The sequence below is a fragment of the Spirillospora sp. NPDC047418 genome, assembly GCF_040643275.1.
Taxonomy (GTDB): Bacteria; Actinomycetota; Actinomycetes; order Streptosporangiales; family Streptosporangiaceae; genus Spirillospora.
In genome coordinates this window covers 1-19,103 of record NZ_JBEYTW010000014.1, presented here as the reverse complement: position 1 = coordinate 19,103, position 19,103 = coordinate 1, and the positions used below count along the sequence as shown (strand labels likewise).

Here is a 19,103-nt window from a genome sequence, read left to right as displayed (position 1 = left end):
GCTCTTCCGTCAGTACCGCCCCCCGTCGGGAATCCAGGGCGAGGGGAGGCGGGGAACGAGATGCGAGGCAAGATGCGGGACGAGCCAGGGCCCGACGGCCGCGGCGCAGGCCCCCGCCGTCCAGCACGCCGTCAGCCGCCCAGGCGCCCCGGCCCGCCGCCCGAACTCGGCGGCGACCACCAGGACCGCCACTCCGGCGGCCACCGTCCGCAGGCCCTCCGCCCACGGCGGCTGCGCGCTCCCGAGCCCGGGGACCGGGGTGAGCCGCAGGACGGGCAGGGCCGCCGCGCTCGGCTGGACCGGCGCGAAGGGGTCGGTGAAGGCGGCGGGCCACTCGGGCGCCGGCCGCTCGAACGTGATCGGCTGCTCCGGCGCGCCCGGCGCCCGGTCCATCCTGCTGTCTTCCACCTCGGACTCTCCTTAGGTCAGCGGCGCTCCGCGGCGACCGGAGGCGACGGGCGGGGCTCGTCCAGGCCCCGTACGGTGACCAGCCGCAGCACGGCGCCGTCCGCCGCCGGGGCCGGCTCGCCGCGGAGATCGGCGTTGCGCGTGCGGTAGCCGATGCTGATGACGTAGACCGCCAGGGCCACGAAGACCACTGCGGGAACGAGGACCCACAGGGTGACCATCGCCGTCATGGTTGAACCCTCCTCAGGGTGCTGTGCGATATCCCTTACATCCAGGACATCCCGCTGCTACTGTTATCGAGTTCGCGATCCGATCGACTTGTACCAACAAGTCTTTCAATCAAGGTGTACCCTTTTTTGGGATTGCAAACACGTCGGGCGGGAAGTACTTGTTCAGAAGTCCGGTTCTGTGCACGTCCCGCTCGCTGCGCGGTACGGCAACGGCCCGGAGCACCGCGGCCGGAAGGGAGCGGATCCGATGGCTCGCACGACGCCTCTCCGCTGGCGCGACATCGCCAACGACCTGCTCCGGCGCATCGAGGCGGGCGACCTCGCCCCGGAGGACGGCGCGCCCGGCCGGCGCCCGCTGCCCCCCGAGAAGGACCTGGAAGCCCATTACCACGCGTCGCGCAACACCGTCCGGGACGCGCTCGCCTGGCTCCGGCAGCACGGGTACGTGGTCTCCGAGCAGGGGAAGGGCACGTTCGTCGTGCCCCGGCCCGACATCGTGCACGTCACCCTCCGCGCGACCGAGCTGGGGCTCGCGCCCGGCGCCGCGTCCGCCGACTGGTACAACCGCGACGCCGCGATCCCGGCGGACCGCGACGTCTCCGTGTCCCCGGTCAAGGTCGAGGTCCAGGAGGGCACCAAGGTCATCGCCCGGTACCTGCAGAGCAACCCCGGCTCGGAGTTCATCTCCCGGCACCAGGAGATCTTCCTCGACGGACGGCCGTGGGTCCTGCAGACGTCCTTCTACCCGCTGGAGTTCGCCACCGGCGGCGCGTCCCGCCTGCTCTACCCGCGCGACATCCCCGAGGGCGCCGTCGCGTACCTGGGCGAGGCCCTCGGGTACCGCGAGGTCGGCTTCCACGACGAGATCAAGGCCCGCGTCCCGGACGAGAACGAGAAGCGCTTCTTCAGCCTGGGCGACTCCGCGGCGAGCATCGTGTTCGAGACCGTCCGGACCGCCTACTCCCCCGACGGCAAGGCGTTCCGGCTCACCGTGACCGTGTGGCCCGCCGACCGCACGCGGCTGCACTACAACGACGGGAAAGTCCCCGACGACGTACTCAGGACGCCCGGTGTGGCGCCGGGTGTGGCGCCCGCCGAGGCACTGCAGGACGCATCGCCGCCGGACGGCGACGCCGACAGCGGATAGACCGCCGCCGCCCGATCGGGCGGCGATCGCGAACCCATTCCAGAACAGCCCCCCTTCCCGACCGCGTGGGAGCAGCAGCACGCCCATGCCCGGCCGGGAGAGGGGGCTCGGTCTTTCTCGGAGTCAGGAGCACGTGGACAGAGAAACCGTGGCCCGCCGACGCAGCCGGGCCGCCCATCCCAGGTACCAGATCCGCATCGCCCGGCCGGACGAGATCAACGTCGTCCTCGGACTCATCGACCACGCGGCCGCGTGGCTGCGGGCCGAGAAGGACACGACGCAGTGGGCCAGGCCGTGGCCCGACCCCGAGGGCCGCCTGAAACGCGTCCACGAGGCCCTCGCCAACGCGGAGACCTGGCTCCTGCTCGACGCGGACCGGCCGATCGGCACCGTCTCCATCAGGACGCTGGGCCACGAGGAGCTCTGGACCGCCGAGGAGCGCCGGACCGAGGCCGTCTACCTGCACCGGCTCGTCGTCCACCGGGACTACGCGGGCGGCGGCCTGGGCGCCGAGCTGATCGGCTGGGCCGGACGCGAGGGCGCCTCCCGGCAGCGCAACGCGGAGATGATCCGCATCGACGTCTGGACCGACAACGGCGCGCTCCACGACTACTACCGCAGCCTGGGCTTCAAGGACGTCGCGATCCGCCGGACCAGCGACGGCACCCCGTCGGGCGCGCTCTTCGAGAAGCCCCTGGACCCGGCCGGCCCGGCCGGGCCGGGGCGCATCGCCGAGGCGGAACCGCACCCCTGACGGCTCGGCGCCCCTAACGGTTTCGGCGGCCGGGGCGCGGCGTCAGACGAAGCGGACGAGCATGAGGTCGCTGTCGGGGGTCTCGCGCCAGTAGAAGGCGCCGGGCTCGCGGGACATGCCCTCGATCTCCCCGGCGATGATCAATGCGCGGTTGATGCAGTCGGTCTTGTTGTAGCCGGTCTGCTCCTGGAGGCGCTGCAGCGCCTGGACGGCCTTGCCGGTCAGGTTGATGGTCACGCGTTCGCTCTGCGGGACGGCGTCGGCGCGCGGGGCCGGCCGGCCCCGCTCCGGCGGGGCCGGGCGGCCGGGATCGTCGGCGTCCATGGACCCGCCCGGGGTCTCGGAGGCCGCACGGGAGTTCGTCATCAGCCCTCACTCCAATCCGGGGCGCGGAGCCCGGCCCACCCCCGGAGCCGGGATGTGTCCCGCCGTCAGGCGACCATACAGCCCTCCGTCAGCAAATCCATGCCCCACATACAGCAGGTAGATCAGGGGTTCCCCCAGCTTCGGCATCGGAAACCTCCGGCAGGGCTGCCTTGCCATCAGGCGACATAATAGTCACCGAGTTCTATACAGCGTTCATATGGTCATCGTATGTATCTTTTGAGAGTGGGGACAGAACCGATGCCGAGAGGCCCGTGACACTACGCCGGGCCCTCCCGGGGGAAGGAAGACTCCGTGAGACTGAACCGCTGGGGGCCGCGGCCGCGGGGGCGGACCGCCCCGCACGCCGGCCCGGTGACCGCGAAGATCATGACGCCCGTAACGCTCGGCGCCGTCGTGCTGGGGTACGCGCTGGACGGGTCGGGCACCGCCGCGGTCAGCGGCGTCCTGGCGTTCCTCACGTTTCCCGCGGTGGCCGTGACGAACACGGCCGTCCAGCACTTCAGGGCCGGCACGCTGCGGGAGACGACCGGCCCGCCGCCGTCCATGGCCGTGCGCCCGGCCCCGCCGCCGGCGCCGCCGGCACCGCCCGCGGTCGCGGCGGTGTCCGGCGTGGCGGTGCCGCGCGGCGCCGCGACGTTCTGGGACGCGCTCACGCCCGCGGAGCGGCAGGACCTCGCCGCGCGGGCTTGCCGGCACCTGTACCGCGGCGAGGACGTCCTGTGCCGGGAGGGCGGGCTCGCGGGCGAGGTCGTCGTGATCCTGTCCGGCTGGACGCGGGTGTGGGTCCGGGAGGGCGCCGAGCAGCGGATCGTCGCGTTCCGGGGCGCCGGGGAGCTGGTCGGCGAGCGGGCGGCGCTGATGATCCGGGACCGGTCCGCCACCGTGACGGCGGACGGCGACGTCCAGGCGCTGCGGATCGGCGCCCCCGACTTCGCGGCCTTCCTGGACGCCAACCCGCGCGTGCGGGGCGTCCTGGAGCAGCAGGTCTACCGGCGGCAGACCGAGAAGCACGATTTCGCCCGCGTGCGGGGCAACTGCTCGATCCTCATCACCGACATCACCCGGTTCAGCGCGCCGGCGCGCACCGACGCCGACCGCGAGTACGTCCTCGGCGCGATGTACGACCTGATGGGCGAGGCGTTCGCCGCCTCCGGCCTCGACCTCGGCCGCCTCTACCAGGAGGACCGCGGCGACGGCGCGCTCGTCATCGTCCCGCCGCCGACGCCGACCGACCAGGTCGTCGACCCGATGCTCGCGCACCTGGCGGCGGCGCTGCGCCGGCACAACCGGCGCGCCGCCGAGGCGACCCGGCTCCAGCTGCGGGCCGCGCTGCACGTCGGCCCCGTGCAGCGCGGCCCGAAGGGCGTGTCGGGCATCTCCATCATCACGACCCGGCGGATGGTCGACGCGCCGGCGGTGAAGCGGCGCGTCGCCGAGACCGGCGCCGACCTGGCGTTCGTCACGTCCGAGTTCGTGTTCGACACGGTGATCGCGCCCGCCCCCGGCCTGGTCGACCCGGGCCGCTACTCGCGGGTCCGGGTGAGGCTGAAGGAGGCGTCGCTGCCGGCGTGGCTCATGCTGGAGGGCGGCGGGTCCCAGCTCCGCGCCGTGTGACGGTCAGGACGCCACGAGGTCCTGGTAGTCGGGGTGCTTCTCGATCCACTTCTTGATGAACGGGCACACCGGGACGACCGTGCGGCCCTTGCCCCGGATGTCGTCCAGCGCCCCGCGGGCGAGCGCGCCGCCGACGCCCTTGCCCCCGAAGGCCGAGTCGACCTCGGTGTGGACGAGGGCGACGGCGTCCCCCTCCCGTTCGTAGTCGACGAACCCGGCGAGGTCGCCGTCCACCCTGACCTCGTAGCGGTTCTTCCCGGCGTTGTCGGTGATCTCGGTGCTCATGCCCCGATAATGCCCAACGAGCGCGAGAGATTCCCCGGCGGCCTCCGCTCGGCGCGCCGTCCCCGCTCAGCCCGCCTCGTGGCCGGCGCGGAGCAGGCAGTAGGTGACGGCCTCTTCGAGGGCCTGCCAGGACGCGGCGATGACGTTGTCCTCGACGCCGACGGTGCCCCACTCGCGCTCGCCGTCGCCGGACTCGATCAGGACCCGGGTCCGCGCGTCGGTGCCGTGCGCCCCCTCCAGGATGCGGACCTTGTAGTCGACCAGCTCCAGCCGCGCGAGCTCCGGGTAGAGGCGGCCGAGCGCGAGGCGCAGCGCGTTGTCGAGGGCGTTGACGGGTCCGTTGCCCTCGCCGGTCGCGATGATCCGCTCGCCCTTGGCGTGCAGCTTGACGGTCGCCTCGCTGACCATGGAGCCGTCCGGGCGGCGCTCGACGATCGACCGCCACGACTCGACCTCGAAGTGCCGCTGCCGGACCCCGGTCAGCTCCTCGCGCAGCAGCAGCTCGAACGAGGCGTCCGCGGCCTCGAAGGTGTAGCCGGTGGACTCCAGGTCCTTGACCTTGGCGACGACGGCCTTGGCCTTCTCACCGGACAGGTCGTAGCCGAGCTCGCGGCCCTTCAGCTCGACGGACGCGCGGCCCGCCATGCTCGACACCAGCATCCGCATGTCGTTGCCGACGGCGGCGGGGTCGATGTGCTGGTACAGGTTCGGGTCGATCTTGACGGCGGACGCGTGCAGCCCGGCCTTGTGCGCGAACGCCGACACGCCCACGTAGGGCTGCTGCGAGCTGGGCGCGACGTTGGTGACCTCGGACACGGCGTGCGCGATCCGGGTCATCTCGGCGAGCTGCGCGTCCGACACGAGGTCCATGCCCCGCTTGAGCTGCAGGTTGCCGACGACCGTGAACAGGTTGGCGTTGCCGCTGCGCTCGCCGTAGCCGTTCGCGCAGCCCTGCACGTGGGTGGCGCCGGCCTTCACCGCGGCGAGGGTGTTGGCGACCGCGCAGCCGGAGTCGTCGTGGCAGTGGATGCCGACGCGGACGCCGTGGCCGACGACCTCGGCGACGACCTCGGCCAGCTCGTCCGGCAGCATGCCGCCGTTGGTGTCGCAGAGCGCGACGACGTCCGCGCCCGCCTCGGCGGCGGTCCGGACGGCCTCCAGCGCGTAGGCGGGGGCGGCCTTGTAGCCGTCGAAGAAGTGCTCGGCGTCCAGGAAGACTCGTTGGCCCTCCGCACGCAGATGGGAGACCGTGTCGCGGATCATCGCGAGGTTCTCCTCAAGGGTGGTGCGGAGGGCCAGCTCGACGTGCCGGTCGTAACTCTTGGCGACAAGGGTCACGACGGCAGCGCCGGACTCGCGCAGGGCGGCGACCTGGGGGTCGTCGGCCGCCTTCACCCCGGCCCGGCGGGTCGCGCCGAACGCGGTGAGCTGCGCGTGCCTCAGGTCGAGCTCTGTTCGAGCCCGCCTGAAGAACTCGGTGTCCTTGGGGTTGGCGCCGGGCCAGCCGCCCTCGATGAAGCCGACGCCCAGGTCGTCGAGGTGCCGCGCGACGGTGAGCTTGTCGGGCACGGAGAGGTTGAGCCCCTCCTGCTGCGACCCGTCGCGCAGGGTGGTGTCGTAGACGTGGAACGCGTCGCCTTGCATAGGTGAGAACCCCCAGAGGGTGGCGCCAGGCACAAAAAAGACCCCTCACGGACGTGAGAGGTCTGCGCGCCGGCGGTGTCCCGTTAGCTGCCGGCGCGCCAGCCGATAATGACGAGGCTGCTGCGCATGATGCTTCCAGTCTGCCACACGATTCCCGTGCCCGGGACGCCCGTCTCAGATCATGAGACGGGACGGTCCCGGCGCGCGGCCCGCCGGGACCGCGGAACCCGCAGGTCAGACGAGCTTGTGGACCCAGCCGTAGGGGTCGGGGCGGGTGCCGTACTGGATGCCGACCAGTTCCTGGCGGAGCCGCATCGAGACCTCGCCGGGCTCGCCGCCCCCGATCGTCCACTCCCGGTCCCGGCCCTTGACCCGGCCGACCGGGCTGATGATCGCGGCGGTGCCGCAGCCGAACACCTCGGTGATCTCGCCGGACTCGCAGCCCGCCTGCCACTCCTCGATGCTGATCTTGCCCTCCGCGGCGGGCACGCCGAGGTCGGGCGCCAGCTTGAGCATCGAGTCGCGGGTGATGCCGGCGAGCAGCGTGCCGGTGAGCGCGGGGGTGAGCAGCCGGGCCTGCGTGCCGGTGCCGTAGACGAACATGAGGTTCATCGAGCCGACCTCCTCGACCCAGCGGTGCTCCACCGCGTCGAGCCAGACGACCTGGTCGCAGCCCTGGGCGACGGCCTCGGCCTGCCCGGCGAAGGACGCCGCGTAGTTGCCGCCGAACTTGGCCTCGCCCGTCCCGCCGGGGGCCGCGCGCGTGTAGTCCTGCGACAGCCACACCGAGACGGGCTTGATCCCGCGCGGGTAGTACAGCCCGGACGGCGAGGCGATGACCATGAACAGGAACTCGTTCGCCGGGCTGTTCACGCCGAGGGCGCGCGTCGTGGCGAACATGAAGGGCCGCAGGTAGAGGCTGTGGCCCTCGGCGTCGGGCACCCAGTCCCTGTCGGTGCGGACGAGCAGTTCGATCGCGTCCACGAACAGCTGCTCGGGGATCTCCGGCATCGCCATCCGCCTGGCCGACCGGTTCATCCGGGCCGCGTTCATGTACGGCCGGAAGGTGACGATCGACCCGTCCGGCTGCTGGTAGGCCTTGAGGCCCTCGAAGAGCTCCTGGGCGTAGTGGAACACCTGCGACGCGGGGTCCATCGGGATCGGCCCGTACGGTTCGAGCTTCGCGTCGTGCCAGCCGCGCTCCGCCGAGTACCTGATCGTGATCATGTGGTCGGTGAAGTGCCGGCCGAAGCCGGGGTCGGCCAGGACCGCCGCGCGCTCGGCGGCGCTCGCGGGCCGCTCGGTGCGCGTGATCTCGAAGTCCAGGGTGTCGCTCATCGCGGTTCGTCCTCTCGCGGATCGCCGGGCGGCCCCATCGCCGCTGTGGCTTCCTTAGTCCCTATTGTCGTACTTCGTATAGACCTGCTCCTCCACCCGGCGCATGCCGAAGACCGGGCGCGCCGCGAGGGCACACCCGGTCCGGCCGGACAGGCGGCGTGCCCTATCCGGATACTCGCTTGGCGATCGCGTCGCCGATCTGGGACGTGGAGCGGGCGCCGAGCCCCGCGCGCTCGGCCAGGTCGTCGGAGACGGCCTGCTCGACGCGGCGGGCGGCGGCGGCCTCGCCGATGTGGTCGAGCAGCATCGCGACGGACAGGACCGTGGCGGTCGGGTCGGCCTTGCCCTGCCCGGCGATGTCGGGCGCGCTGCCGTGCACCGGCTCGAACATCGACGGAGCCGTGCGGTCGGGGTTGACGTTGCCGGACGCGGCGAGCCCGATCCCGCCCGCGATCGCGGCGCCGATGTCGGTGATGATGTCGCCGAAGAGGTTGTCGGTGACGACGACGTCGAACCGCTGCGGCTGGTTGACGAAGAACATGGTGGCCGCGTCCACGTGGACGTAGTCCGTGGTGATCTGCGGGTACTCCTCGCCGACCCGCTTCAGGACGCGCTGGTAGAGGTCACCGGCGAACGTCAGGACGTTGTCCTTGTGGACCAGCGTCAGCTTCTTGCGCGGCCGGGACGCCGCGACCTCGAACGCGTACCGGATGACCCGCTCGACCCCGAACGCGGTGTTCACGCTCTCCTGCGTGGCGACCTCGTGCGGCGTGCCCTTGCGCAGGACGCCCCCGACACCGGTGTACGGGCCCTCGGTGCCCTCCCGGACGACGACCATGTCGATGTCGTCGGTCGCCACACCGGCCAGCGGCGTCCTGACGCCCGGGAACAGCTTGACGGGCCGCAGGTTGACGTAGTGGTCGAGCTCGAACCGGGTCCGCAGCAGCAGCCCGCGCTCCAGCGTCCCGCTGGGCACGCTCGGGTCGCCGACCGCGCCGAGCAGGATGACGTCCTGCTCGCGCAGCTCGGCCAGCACCGAGTCGGGGAGTGTCTCCCCCGTCCGGTGCCAGCGGGCGGCGCCCAGGTCGTAGGGGGTCTGCTCGAACGTGAGGTCACCGGACACGGCGTCGAGGACCTTCAGTCCCTCGGCGACCACCTCGGGGCCGATCCCGTCACCCGGGATGACGGCCAGACGAATGCTGCGCGAAGCCATGGGCGCACTCTACTGCAAACGTCTCAGTGCGTGGGCTTCCGTCTCACGATCCGGTCAAGAGTCCGCAATCTCCGCACATCCCGCCACCGGGCACGCGGTAGTACAGGCAGCAGCTGGTCCGGACGAACCCGTCCGGCCCGAAGCGGCCCGTTCCCGCCAGCGGCTCCCGAGCCAGCAGCGCCCGCACCAGCTCACCCCTGCCGGGGTCGGCCGGGCCCACGTTGAGGCTCCCGGTCAGCGCGGAGGCCGCGTTGCCCCACACGAGCCCATCCGCGAGCTTCACAAAACTCGCCATGGCCTCCCGCAGGGGCCGCAACTGCCCGTCCACGACCACGTGGTGAACGGCCGCGGCGGCCTCCGCAGGGCTACCGGCGCGCCATCCGCCCGGCTCCGCGAGCCCCAGCCGGATCGGCTCGCCAGGTGCCCACCGCCACCGCAATCCGCCCAGATCCGGGACGATCCCGGCCGCCGCCGCGGCAACGACGGGCGACCACAACCGCGCCGCGAGCCCCTGGAACACCAACGAGGCCGCGACCCGCCGCTCCCCCGTCCCGAGCCGCTCCGCGTAATCCCCGGTGAGCGCTCGCAACCGCCCGGCATCACCGGCGAACGGCCGCCAGGCGGCCTCCGGACCGTCCAGCTCCGTGCGGAGCTCGAAGTACGGCCCGAGCCGGGCAGCGTCCCGCAAGGCCCCGACGACCTCATCGGAGGCGACTTCGAGCGGCATGGCCCCCAGTCTCACATGAGCGGCCTCACGCCGCGCGCGCCCGGGGCGGGCGATACGAAATGCTAGTCGGCGCGCCTGTCGAGGGCCGTCTGCAGGGCTCGGGCGGCCTCTTCCTCGGCGTCGTCGGCCGGGGTGCTGGTCCAGGTGTCGTTCATGAGCTTGCTCCTGATTCGCTGAGCTGTGGCGAAAGGGCCGCCGGTGGGCGTGGGTCGCACGGTCCGGCTGGAACATCGGACTCACGGCCGGGCAGAGCCTCCGCAGCGGGTGCCGGCCTGCCGATGATCAGGCCCCGCTGCGGCAGCGAAGGATGACTACGAAGCGCCGCATGACTACCTGCGAGATTACCTCCGGTCCGGCGAAGTTGTCCCGACTCGTGGCGAGAAATCTCAGCATGCGGGACGAATGCCGGGTGCAAACGCCACGGGCGGGCACGCCGGTACGACCCAGCGCGCCCGCCCGTAAGCGGAAGCCAGACCCCCGAATCAGCCGTCGGGTCACTCTGGGGGGCAACCCCCAGACCCCCGAATCAACCGTCGAGTCACTCTGGGGGACAACCCCCAGACCCCCGAATCAACCGTCGAGGTCGACGCGGCGGCCCATGTCGGCGCCGACCTCCTTGGTGATGGCGTCGACGAGCTGCGGCTGGACGGCCGAGTCGACGGTCAGCGCGATCAGCGCCCGGCCGCCCTTGACGTCCCGGCCGACCTGCATGCCGGCGATGTTGACCTGCTCGTCGCCGAGCAGCTTGCCGACGGCGCCGACGATGCCGGGGCGGTCGACGTAGGAGAAGAACGCCATGTGCGCGGTCGGGACGAGCTCCATGTTGTAGCCGTTGATCTCGATGATCCGCTCGGCGTGCTTGGGGCCGGTGAGCGTGCCGGAGACCGAGACCACGTCGCCGTCGGCCATGGTGCCGCGCACCTGGACGACGTTGCGCCAGTCGGGGCTGTCCTCGGACGTGGTGAGGGTGACCTCGACGCCGCGGTCGCGGGCGAGGAGCGGCGCGTTGACGAACGTCACGGCCTCCTCGATGACGTCCACGAAGACGCCCTTGAGCGCGGCGAGTTCGAGGACCTTCACGTCGTGCTCGGCGATCTCGCCGCGGACGACGACGTCGAGGCGGACGGGGACGCCGCCGGCGAGGGCGGTGAAGATGCGGCCGAGCTTCTCGGCGAGCGGCAGGCCGGGCTTGACGTCCTCGGCGACGGCGCCGCCCTGGACGTTGACGGCGTCCGGCACGAACTCGCCGGAGAGGGCCAGCTTGACCGAGCGGGCGACCTGGGTGCCGGCCTTCTCCTGCGCCTCGTGGGTGCTGGCGCCGAGGTGCGGGGTGACGACGACGTTGTCGTGGTGGAACAGCGGGCTCTCGGTGCACGGCTCGGTGCTGAACACGTCGATGCCGGCGCCGGCGACCCGGCCGTCCTTGATCGCGAGGTCGAGGGCCGCCTCGTCGACGATCCCGCCGCGGGCGGCGTTGACGATCCGGACCGACGGCTTGACCTGCTGCAGCTCGCGGTCGCCGATGAGGCCGAGGGTCTCGGCCGTCTTCGGCAGGTGGACGGTGATGAAGTCGCTGTCGCGGAGCAGCTCCTCCAGCGTGACGAGCTTCACGCCGAGTTGCGCGGCGCGGGCGGCCTGCACGTAGGGGTCGAACGCGATCACGTTCATGTCGAAGGCGGCGAGGCGCTGGGCGACCAGGACGCCGATGCGGCCGAGGCCGAGCACGCCGACGGTCTTGCCCTGCAGCTCGACGCCGGTGTACTTGGAGCGCTTCCACTCGCCCTGCTTGAGCGCGGAGTGGCCCTGCGGCACGTTGCGGGCGGTGGCGAGCAGCAGCGCGATCGCGTGCTCGGCGGCGGTGACGATGTTGGACGTGGGCGCGTTGACGACCATGACGCCGGCCTTGGTGGCGGCCTCCACGTCGACGTTGTCGAGGCCCACGCCGGCGCGGGCCACGACCCGCAGCTTCTTGGCGTGCTGGAACACCTCGGCGGTGACCTTGGTGGCGCTCCGCACGATCAGCGCGTCGACGTCGGCGACGGCGGGCAGCAGCTGCTCCTTGTCGCTGCCGTCTGCGTGGCGGACGTCGAAGTCGGCCTCCAGCACGGCGATGCCGGCCGGGGAGAGTTCTTCTGCGACGAGGACGACGGGCTTGCTCAAGTGAAAACAGTCCTTCGGAAAGTGAGTGGTGTGTGTGCTGTGCGGCGTGCAGGTGAAGTCGCGAGTCACCTCGTCGTGGCCCTCGCCCCCGGCAGCCGAGTCTATAACCCGTGGACGGCGCTGGTTCGCGGCAGGGAAGGACTCACCGGTAACTACCACTACGCACGGGTTCGCCCTGGTCTGTCAGGCCGCGTTCGGTTCCGGCACCGCGGCGAGCACGGACGCCACCCGCTCGGCGTCTCCGACGTGGATGTGCGGGACGTCCACGAACACCCGCAGCGGCCCCGCCGGCAGCCCCAGCTCCCCGGCGACCCCCGCCTGCACCTCGTGCAGCGGGATGTACATCAGGTAGCCGCGGTGGACGTTCTGCGACCGGAACATCGCCGTCATCATCAGCCGGTAGCCGCGGATGCGGAACGACAGCGCGGTCAGGGCCGGCAGCCCGTCGGCCGGCTCGCCCGGGATCGTCAGGGAGATCCACGCACTGGTCGTCCACGGCCTGGCGCGCAGCAGTTCCACCACCCACTGGATCTGGTCGTGCCCGTCCAGGTCGTGCAGCCGCGGCCAGTACCGCCCGCGCACGACGCGGCGGGTGCGCTCCTGGGCCCGCCGGACCAGCCGGGCCTGGTCGCCGTAGTCGTGGAGGATCGGGTCCTCCCAGCTCAGCGAGGTGATCTCGAACACCAGCGGGGGCCCCTCGATGATGGGCCCGCCGTCCTCCAGCCCGGCCTCGCCGGCCGCCCACACGTGCCGGAGCACACCGATCCACGCCTGCCCGCACGTCCCCCAGCGCCGGACGTCCTTGTCCCCTTGCGCCGGCATGTCATGACTCCACACCGTTATTCAGAGATTTTTCCGTCCGCCGCATTGCCGCACCGGCGGGGAATTCCGCACCGCCTCCGGCCGGTGGCCGCCCACCGGCCCCGATCAGCATCGCACCACGCATGCACTCCGCCTCAAGACCCGCTCCGGCGGCGGTCACAGGAGTGTTCGCGCAGGTACTCCCCGCACCGGCCGCGGCCGTAACGGCTTTCTTCAAGTATCAGGCAACCTACCCAAAAACGGTAGGAATATTTATCCGAACGGTATCTTCACCGGCATTCTGACCCCGTTGTCGTCCACTAGTCACTGGACAATCCGTCCCGACGATCGCGGTGCGGCTCACCAGGGGTCGGGGACGTCCCGGTGCAGCACGATGTATCCGTCCTGCCGGAAGACCTGCCGGTATCCGGCGGCCTCCATCTCGGCGACCCGCCGCCGCTGCTCGGCGACCGAGCCGAAGGGGAACTCCAGCCGCCCGACGTAGGCGACCGCCCAGGGCGCCCCGCGCGGCCGCCGGTCCCACAGCAGCACGCGGGCGCGGGACGTCAGCGCGGGGCCGACGCCGTTGGCCGCCTCGACGAGCGCGCCGTCGGGGATCCTCGCCGCCGCCGCCGACGCGGCGCGGGCCCGCTCGTTCTGCCGCCACAGCGCCGGGTCGGCCAGGTGCTTGTAGGCGAAGAACGGCACGCAGGCGACCGTGGCGGCGAGCACCCCGGCCATCGGCAGGACGGACGGGACCCGCCGCGCCGTCCGCATCCGCCCGCGCGGCAGCCCCCGCAGCCGCGCCGCCCCGTCCACCGCCGCGAGGACGAGCACGGCGATGACGAACGCGTTGTAGTGGTAGTGCGGTTCCCACCAGTTGCCGAACCGGCTCGCGAGCATCCGCTCGGCCAGCAGCGGCACGGCGGCGAGGGTCAGCGGGGACGCCAGCGGAAGCAGGAGCAGCGGCAGCACGACCAGCGCCATCGTCACGACCTTCTGCGGCGGGTCGACGAGCACCGCGGCGACGTCCCACGGCTGGGTGAGGGCGTGGACGGCGGCGTGCGGCACGTCCGGGCCGAGCGCGCCGTACGCCCAGTAGTAGCCGTTGTCGCCGCCGAAGGCCGCGATGAGCACGCGCGAGCAGAGCCAGGTGGCGACCATGCCGACGACGACGTAGGCGAGGCCGGCCCGCCGGTCGCCGCGGGGCAGCAGGTCGCGCGGCCCGCGCCGCTCGCCGTCCTGCTCGTCGGGGCGGGTGAGCAGGTAGAGGCCGAAGCCGGCGAGCAGGAGGCCCATGTCCTCCTTGACCAGCAGCAGCGCGAACGCCGCCACCGCCGCCCGGCCGCGCCGTCCCGCGTCGTGCCGCTCGACCAGCAACGCCGACAGCAGCGGCACGAACGCGACCTCGTGGAAGTCGAACGCGAGCGCCTCGGCGATCGGCCAGGACAGCGCGTACGCGCCGGCCGCGCAGTAGGCCGCGCCCGGGCCGAGCCGGCGCTCGGCGTACCGCCAGATCGGCCAGATCGCGAGCGCGAACAGCACGGCCTGCGCGACCAGCAGCGTCTCCGGGCCGTCGTGGATCCAGTAGAGCGGCGCGAGCAGCGCCAGCATCGGCGAGAAGTGGTCGCCGAGGACGGAGAACTGCGGCCCGAAGCCGTTGTGGACGCCCTTCACGATGGCGACCGGCAGGTCGAGGCGGCTGTAGGAGCGGACCGCCTGGTCGAAGATCACCAGGTCGTAGCTGCCGGTCCGGAAGGCGCGCAGCCGCATCAGCGAGTACGCCGCGTACAGCAGCGCGCTCGCCGCGATGAGCGCGGCGAGCGGCAGGCGATGGCGCCGGGTGCCTCCCCCGATGCCGGCGGGGACCTCGCGGGCCGGCCCCCGCGCCACGACGACCTCGGCCACGCGCCGGACGCTACCACCGGTCCGGCGCGCGGCCTGGTTCCGGCCCGCGCGTTTCCCCTGCGACGCGCTTCACATGACCGTGCCTTTCCGCTGCCGCGCCTCCTGGTACCACCTGCCTAGGCCGCGGCGCGCCGGGCCAGTGGCAGGCGGGAGCGGGTGAACGCCCCGGCGACGAGCGCGACGAGCAGCGGGATGCCGATGCCGACCGCCAGCAGCAGCGTCCACGGGACGTCCACGACCACGCCGTGCGGTGCGGCGCCGTCCGCGACGTCGGTGGTCAGCGGGCGCGTCACCGCGATGCCGGGGACGAGCCCGCCCGCGATGCCGAGCCAGCAGCCGAGCGCGGCGATGAACGCCGCCCGGCCCATGGTCAGCAGCCGGCGGGTGCCCGGCCGCGCGCCGATCGCGCCGAGCGTCGCGAGGTCGGGGCGGGCGTCGGCGGACGCCAGCCCGGTGGCGATCAGTGAGCCGCCGAGCGCCAGGACCGCCGCGACCCCCGCGAGCAGCAGCGTGACCGTGCCGAACGACCCGGTGAAGCCGCGTTCGACGTAGACGGAGCCGTCGTTGCGGGTGAAGCCGTCCAGGGTCTTGTCCAGGCGCGCCTGCTCGGCCGCGGTGACGCGGTGGTCGGCGCGGTCGACGCCGAACGCCTCGGTCCGGACGGGCAGCCCGATCTTCTGCGCGGCCTCGGGCGGGACGATCGCCCGCACGCGCGGGTCGCCGGCGGCGGCGACGGCCGGCAGGTCCTTGATCGTCCGGACGACGTGCTCCTTGTCGTCGTCCCAGTAGAAGACCTTGGCCGTGGTCGTCCCGCCGGCCGGGGGCGCGGCCCGGAACAGCACGATCTTCCCCGCGTCCAGCGCGGCGGTGACGGCGGGGTCGTCGCGGCCGAGGACCATGCGGGCCTCGCGGGCACCGCCGACCACGTTGTCCATGAGGTCGACGACGGCGTTCTCGTCGCGGTCGGCGGCGAAGGCGACGGCGGGGCACTGCGCCCAGTCGTCCCCCACGCAGGCGCCGTCCGGCCCGGGCAGGGCCTTCAGCGTGACGACGGGCACGCCGGGCAGGTCGCGCCGGACGGCCTCCCCGACCGCGTCGGCCCGGTCCAGTGGCGGCCTGACCAGCGCCGATCCCATGGGGAGCTTCGCCTGGTACTCGATCTGCTCCTGCCGGAAGTCGCTGGCGCCCCCGATGGCCAGCGCGGTGATCCCGGCGACGGCCGCCATGATCGCGGCGACCGCGGGCGCGGTGCGGGCCCGGTTGCGCTCGGCGTCGCGGACGGCCAGGCGCAGCGGCAGCGGCAGCCGGCCCGCGAGCCGGCCGGTCGCCCCGACCAGCCACGGGCAGGCGAGCACGAGCCCGATGATGATCGCGACCGCGCCGATCGCGGCGCCGAACTCGCGCCATGTCCGGACGCCCTCCAGGCACAGCGCCACGCCCGCGACGACGAGGACGCCGCCGGCGACCGGCCAGCCGCGGCGGGCCGCGGCCGGCGCCTCGCGGCGCCCGGCGAGGGCGGCGACGACGTCCATCCGGGCGGCCTGCGCGGCCGGGACGAGCGCGGCGAGCAGCCCGCTGCCCGCGCCGACCAGCATCGTCACGGCGACGAGGAGCCACGGCACGGTGAACGGGCCGAGCGGTTCGGCGCCGCGCGCCTCGGCGGTCCATGCGACGGCGGCGGCGCCGGCGATGCCGAGCCCGGCCCCGCCGATCGCGGCGGTGCCGCCGAGCAGCAGCCCGCTCGCCAGCACCACGGCGCGCAGGTGCCGGCCCGTCCCGCCGGACGCGGCGACGAGCGCGAGGTCGCGGCGCCGCCGCCGGACGTCCACCACGAAGGCCGGCCCGGCCAGCAGCACGACCTCCAGCACGACCATCGCGACGATCAGCGCCAGCACGGCGCTCTCGGCGGGGGACGCGTGGCCCGCGCCGGCGGACCGGTCCCGGGCGTCGCCGGTCGCCTGCAGCACGGCGAGGGCGACCACGGCGCCGATCGGCAGCCCGATCATGCCCAGCACGAGCGCCGTGCGGCCCTTGCCGCGCAGCGCGTCCTGGCGGGCGAGGCGCAGCGCGAATCCGTACCGGTTCACGTCATCTCCTGGAGCAGGGTCTCGGGGCCGGAGGGGGCGGGGGTGGCGTCGACGATCCGGCCGTCGCGCAGGAACACGACCCGGTCCGCCCAGGCGGCGTGCCGGGACTCGTGCGTCACCATCAGGCAGGACGCGCCCGCGTCGCAGCGGCCCCGCAGGACTCGCATGACGTCCTCGCCGGTGTGGCTGTCGAGCGCGCCGGTGGGCTCGTCGGCGAGGACGAGCCGGCGGTCGCCGACGAGCGCGCGGGCGATCGCGACGCGCTGCTGCTGGCCGCCGGACATCTCGTCCGGGAACCGGTCGGCCAGCTCGCCGACGCCGACCTCCGCCAGCGCCCGCCGCGCCTCCTTGCGGGCCTGCCGGGCGCGGACGCCGTCCAGTTCGCGCGGCAGCATGACGTTCTCGGCCGCGGTGAGGCTGGGGATGAGGTTGAGGTCCTGGAAGACGTAGCCGACGGCGCGGCGGCGCAGGGCCGAGCGGTCCGCCCGGCCGAGCGCGCCGAGGTCGGCGCCGGCGACGACGACCTGCCCGGAGGTGGGCGTGTCGAGGCCGCCGGCGAGGGTCAGCAGCGTCGACTTGCCGGAGCCGGACGGGCCCATCACCGCGACGAACTCCCCCGCCGCGACGTCCATGGTCACCCCGGCGAGGGCGTGCACGAGGGCCGCGCCCCGCCCGTGGTCGCGGGACACCTCCCGCAGGGCGAGGACGCTCATCGCCGCGCCTCCTCGCCGGCGTCCGCGGGCGCCTCGGCGGGCGACCCGGCGGGCGCGGACGGGGCGGGCGGCTCGGCGCGGACGACGTAGGTCTCGCAGTGGTCCAGCCAGCGCACCTCGGCCTCCGCCTGGAAGATCATGGACTCCAGGACCAGCCGCCAGGCCCGGTCCCCCTGGTCGGCGGGGACGGCGGGCGCGTCGGCCTTCAGCCGGGTGAGGTCCTGCAGGGTGCGCAGCGTGGCGGTGCGCTGCGCCTGGACGACCTGGGCGACGTCCACGTCCGGCGCGGTGACGGCCATCGCCAGCTTGATCGCCAGTTCGTCGCGCGGCCGGTCGGCCCGGACGATCGGGGTGGCGAACCACCGCCGGACGTCCTGCTTGCCCGCCGGGGTGATCCGGTAGACGAAGCGGCCCTCGTCGTCGGCGCCGACGCGGGTGACCAGGTCGTCGCGTTCGAGCCTGGAGAGGGTGGAGTAGACCTGCCCGATGTTGAGCGGCCAGGTGGCGCCGGTGAAGGACTCGAACTCGGCGCGCAGCTGGTAGCCGTAGCGGGGCCCCTGGGACAGCAGTGCCAGCAGGCCGTGACGGATCGACATACCTACCGAGTATGCATACCACGTATGCTTTAGGCAATACCGAGTATGCATCCGCGAGGACACACCACCGAGTTTTCACTGTGCGCAACGGCCCGGAGCCTTAACGTGACCGATGTCCCCGGCCGATCAGGAGAGAGACCCGTGACCTCGGACTGCACCTCGGACTCCGCAGCGACCTCGAACCGCACCCCGAACCGCACCCCGAACCGCACCACGGAGCAGGACCCGGGCTGCGCGCCGGACTGCCATGCCAGCGTCCTGCGCGACGTGCTGGGCGTGTACGACCACCGCTACCTGGGCCTCGACCGCCTCCAGCGGGAGCGGCTCGTGGACGGCACCCGCCGCGTCCTCGGCGAGGAGGGGCTGAGCGAGGCGGCCCGCGCCGCCCTGCCCGCGTCCGCCCGGCTCCGGGCGTTCTGCATCCAGCACGGCCTGCGCGAGGAGCTGGAGCGGCTCATCCGCGACGAGGTGGAGGGCGGCCCGGCCGGCGCCGTCGTGGTCGGCGGCCGCATCTACGCCATGTACCCCTACCTGCGCGGAGTCCCCCGCCTGGACGCCGACATCACCACCGAGGTCGGCGTCGACCACCGGCTGGACGCGGTCGGCTGGCAGGGCCGCCAGGTGCGCGTCCGCGGCGTCGCGGCGCTCCAGCGCGTCGAGACCGACCGCACCGCCGTCGACCTCATCCTGCGGGAGCGGACGTCCGGCCGGGAGCACGGCTTCCCCGCCGTCCCGCGGCAGGACGGCGCCCGCGGGTTCGAGGCCGTCGCCGACCCCGCCGCCGTCGAACCCGGACGCTGGGACGTGCACGTTGCGGCCACCGCGCTCGGCGTCACCCGCGAGGCCCGCTTCGGCGCCGTCCGCGCGGGCGGACTGCGGACCGGCCCGCAGCGGCGGGCGGCCGGCGCGAAGGACGTCGCCGTCTACTTCACCAGGGGCGGCCACCTGGCGCTGTTCGTGACCGGCGCGCCCGGCGGCGCATCCCCACTGGCCAGACTCCTCCGCCGCTTCCGTTGAGCTGCGGCGTGTTGTTGGAAGGTTCCGCCGACGGCGGCGTAGCGTCCGTCGGCGAGGTACTCGATGCCGTTCCG

General features: G+C 73.1%; 18 protein-coding genes. 4 read left to right on the top strand and 14 right to left on the bottom strand.

Annotated features, from left to right (window positions below; translation table 11 throughout):
• Positions 1-9 precede the first annotated feature (9 nt).
• Together ABZ806_RS11445 and ABZ806_RS11440 are read right to left on the bottom strand one after the other, a co-directional pair.
• On the bottom strand, positions 10-408 hold the full coding sequence (locus ABZ806_RS11445; RefSeq protein ID WP_500216805.1) for a hypothetical protein: 399 nt from the start codon (positions 406-408) through the stop codon (positions 10-12).
• 17 nt (positions 409-425) lie between these two features.
• Positions 426-638, bottom strand: a complete 213-nt coding sequence (locus ABZ806_RS11440) for a hypothetical protein (RefSeq protein WP_500216804.1) — start codon at positions 636-638, stop codon at positions 426-428.
• A 247-nt stretch (positions 639-885) separates the two neighbouring features.
• On the opposite strand from ABZ806_RS11440, the gene ABZ806_RS11435 reads away from it, so the two are divergent.
• Positions 886-1,785 (top strand): GntR family transcriptional regulator, encoded by a 900-nt coding sequence (locus tag ABZ806_RS11435; protein WP_500216803.1) that lies wholly within the window; start codon positions 886-888, stop codon positions 1,783-1,785.
• 133 nt (positions 1,786-1,918) lie between these two features.
• Positions 1,919-2,539: a GNAT family N-acetyltransferase gene (locus ABZ806_RS11430; protein WP_500216802.1), complete on the top strand. Its 621-nt coding sequence runs from the start codon at positions 1,919-1,921 to the stop codon at positions 2,537-2,539.
• A gap of 42 nt (positions 2,540-2,581) precedes the next feature.
• Here ABZ806_RS11430 and ABZ806_RS11425 read toward each other — a convergent pair whose 3' ends face one another.
• Positions 2,582-2,905, bottom strand: a complete 324-nt coding sequence (locus ABZ806_RS11425; protein ID WP_500216801.1) for a hypothetical protein — start codon at positions 2,903-2,905, stop codon at positions 2,582-2,584.
• Between the two features lie 312 nt (positions 2,906-3,217).
• Between ABZ806_RS11425 and ABZ806_RS11420 the strand changes: the two genes are divergently transcribed.
• Positions 3,218-4,540: a Crp/Fnr family transcriptional regulator gene (locus tag ABZ806_RS11420; RefSeq protein ID WP_500216800.1), complete on the top strand. Its 1,323-nt coding sequence runs from the start codon at positions 3,218-3,220 to the stop codon at positions 4,538-4,540.
• 3 nt (positions 4,541-4,543) lie between these two features.
• On the opposite strand, the gene ABZ806_RS11415 is transcribed toward ABZ806_RS11420, so the two are convergent.
• The 11 genes from ABZ806_RS11415 to ABZ806_RS11365 all read right to left on the bottom strand — a co-directional run bounded on the left by ABZ806_RS11415 (position 4,544) and on the right by ABZ806_RS11365 (position 18,012).
• Entirely contained in the window at positions 4,544-4,825 is a 282-nt protein-coding gene (locus ABZ806_RS11415; RefSeq protein ID WP_500216799.1) for a GNAT family N-acetyltransferase, read from the bottom strand.
• Between the two features lie 66 nt (positions 4,826-4,891).
• Positions 4,892-6,469: a citramalate synthase gene (cimA, locus tag ABZ806_RS11410; RefSeq protein WP_500216798.1), complete on the bottom strand. Its 1,578-nt coding sequence runs from the start codon at positions 6,467-6,469 to the stop codon at positions 4,892-4,894.
• Between the two features lie 234 nt (positions 6,470-6,703).
• Positions 6,704-7,807, bottom strand: a complete 1,104-nt coding sequence (locus ABZ806_RS11405) for a branched-chain amino acid aminotransferase (RefSeq protein ID WP_500216797.1) — start codon at positions 7,805-7,807, stop codon at positions 6,704-6,706.
• Positions 7,808-7,970: 163 nt separating this feature from the next.
• Complete coding sequence (locus ABZ806_RS11400; RefSeq protein ID WP_500216796.1) at positions 7,971-9,020, bottom strand: 3-isopropylmalate dehydrogenase; 1,050 nt, start codon at positions 9,018-9,020, stop codon at positions 7,971-7,973.
• 43 nt (positions 9,021-9,063) lie between these two features.
• A complete protein-coding gene (locus tag ABZ806_RS11395) occupies positions 9,064-9,747 on the bottom strand; it encodes a (2Fe-2S)-binding protein (RefSeq protein WP_500216795.1) in 684 nt (227 codons plus the stop codon).
• A 570-nt stretch (positions 9,748-10,317) separates the two neighbouring features.
• Positions 10,318-11,907, bottom strand: a complete 1,590-nt coding sequence (serA, locus tag ABZ806_RS11390; RefSeq protein WP_500216794.1) for a phosphoglycerate dehydrogenase — start codon at positions 11,905-11,907, stop codon at positions 10,318-10,320.
• A 183-nt stretch (positions 11,908-12,090) separates the two neighbouring features.
• Positions 12,091-12,729, bottom strand: coding sequence for a thymidylate synthase family protein (locus ABZ806_RS11385; RefSeq protein WP_500216793.1), 639 nt, complete (start codon positions 12,727-12,729; stop codon positions 12,091-12,093).
• Positions 12,730-13,068: 339 nt separating this feature from the next.
• Complete coding sequence (locus ABZ806_RS11380) at positions 13,069-14,616, bottom strand: DUF2079 domain-containing protein (RefSeq protein WP_500216792.1); 1,548 nt, start codon at positions 14,614-14,616, stop codon at positions 13,069-13,071.
• A 116-nt stretch (positions 14,617-14,732) separates the two neighbouring features.
• The gene (locus ABZ806_RS11375; RefSeq protein WP_500216791.1) at positions 14,733-16,703 is read right to left on the bottom strand and encodes an FtsX-like permease family protein; all 1,971 of its coding nucleotides are present in this window, start codon (positions 16,701-16,703) and stop codon (positions 14,733-14,735) included.
• Positions 16,700-17,416 (bottom strand): ABC transporter ATP-binding protein, encoded by a 717-nt coding sequence (locus ABZ806_RS11370; protein WP_500216790.1) that lies wholly within the window; start codon positions 17,414-17,416, stop codon positions 16,700-16,702. The genes ABZ806_RS11375 and ABZ806_RS11370 overlap by 4 nt, the downstream gene beginning before the upstream one ends.
• A complete protein-coding gene (locus ABZ806_RS11365; RefSeq protein WP_500216789.1) occupies positions 17,413-18,012 on the bottom strand; it encodes a PadR family transcriptional regulator in 600 nt (199 codons plus the stop codon). Before ABZ806_RS11365 ends, ABZ806_RS11370 begins: the two co-directional genes overlap by 4 nt.
• 141 nt (positions 18,013-18,153) lie before the next feature.
• On the opposite strand from ABZ806_RS11365, the gene ABZ806_RS11360 reads away from it, so the two are divergent.
• The gene (locus ABZ806_RS11360) at positions 18,154-19,029 is read left to right on the top strand and encodes a hypothetical protein (protein ID WP_500216788.1); all 876 of its coding nucleotides are present in this window, start codon (positions 18,154-18,156) and stop codon (positions 19,027-19,029) included.
• Positions 19,030-19,103 lie beyond the last annotated feature (74 nt).

Coding starts and splice junctions, on each gene's coding strand:
- ABZ806_RS11440 (WP_500216804.1), bottom strand. CDS start 638: ATGACGGCGATGGTCACCCTGTGGGTCCTCGTTCCCGCAGTGGTCTTC.
- ABZ806_RS11435 (WP_500216803.1), top strand. CDS start 886: ATGGCTCGCACGACGCCTCTCCGCTGGCGCGACATCGCCAACGACCTG.
- ABZ806_RS11425 (WP_500216801.1), bottom strand. CDS start 2,905: ATGACGAACTCCCGTGCGGCCTCCGAGACCCCGGGCGGGTCCATGGAC.
- ABZ806_RS11415 (WP_500216799.1), bottom strand. CDS start 4,825: ATGAGCACCGAGATCACCGACAACGCCGGGAAGAACCGCTACGAGGTC.
- cimA (WP_500216798.1), bottom strand. CDS start 6,469: ATGCAAGGCGACGCGTTCCACGTCTACGACACCACCCTGCGCGACGGG.
- ABZ806_RS11405 (WP_500216797.1), bottom strand. CDS start 7,807: ATGAGCGACACCCTGGACTTCGAGATCACGCGCACCGAGCGGCCCGCG.
- ABZ806_RS11400 (WP_500216796.1), bottom strand. CDS start 9,020: ATGGCTTCGCGCAGCATTCGTCTGGCCGTCATCCCGGGTGACGGGATC.
- ABZ806_RS11395 (WP_500216795.1), bottom strand. CDS start 9,747: ATGCCGCTCGAAGTCGCCTCCGATGAGGTCGTCGGGGCCTTGCGGGAC.
- ABZ806_RS11385 (WP_500216793.1), bottom strand. CDS start 12,729: ATGCCGGCGCAAGGGGACAAGGACGTCCGGCGCTGGGGGACGTGCGGG.
- ABZ806_RS11370 (WP_500216790.1), bottom strand. CDS start 17,416: ATGAGCGTCCTCGCCCTGCGGGAGGTGTCCCGCGACCACGGGCGGGGC.
- ABZ806_RS11365 (WP_500216789.1), bottom strand. CDS start 18,012: ATGTCGATCCGTCACGGCCTGCTGGCACTGCTGTCCCAGGGGCCCCGC.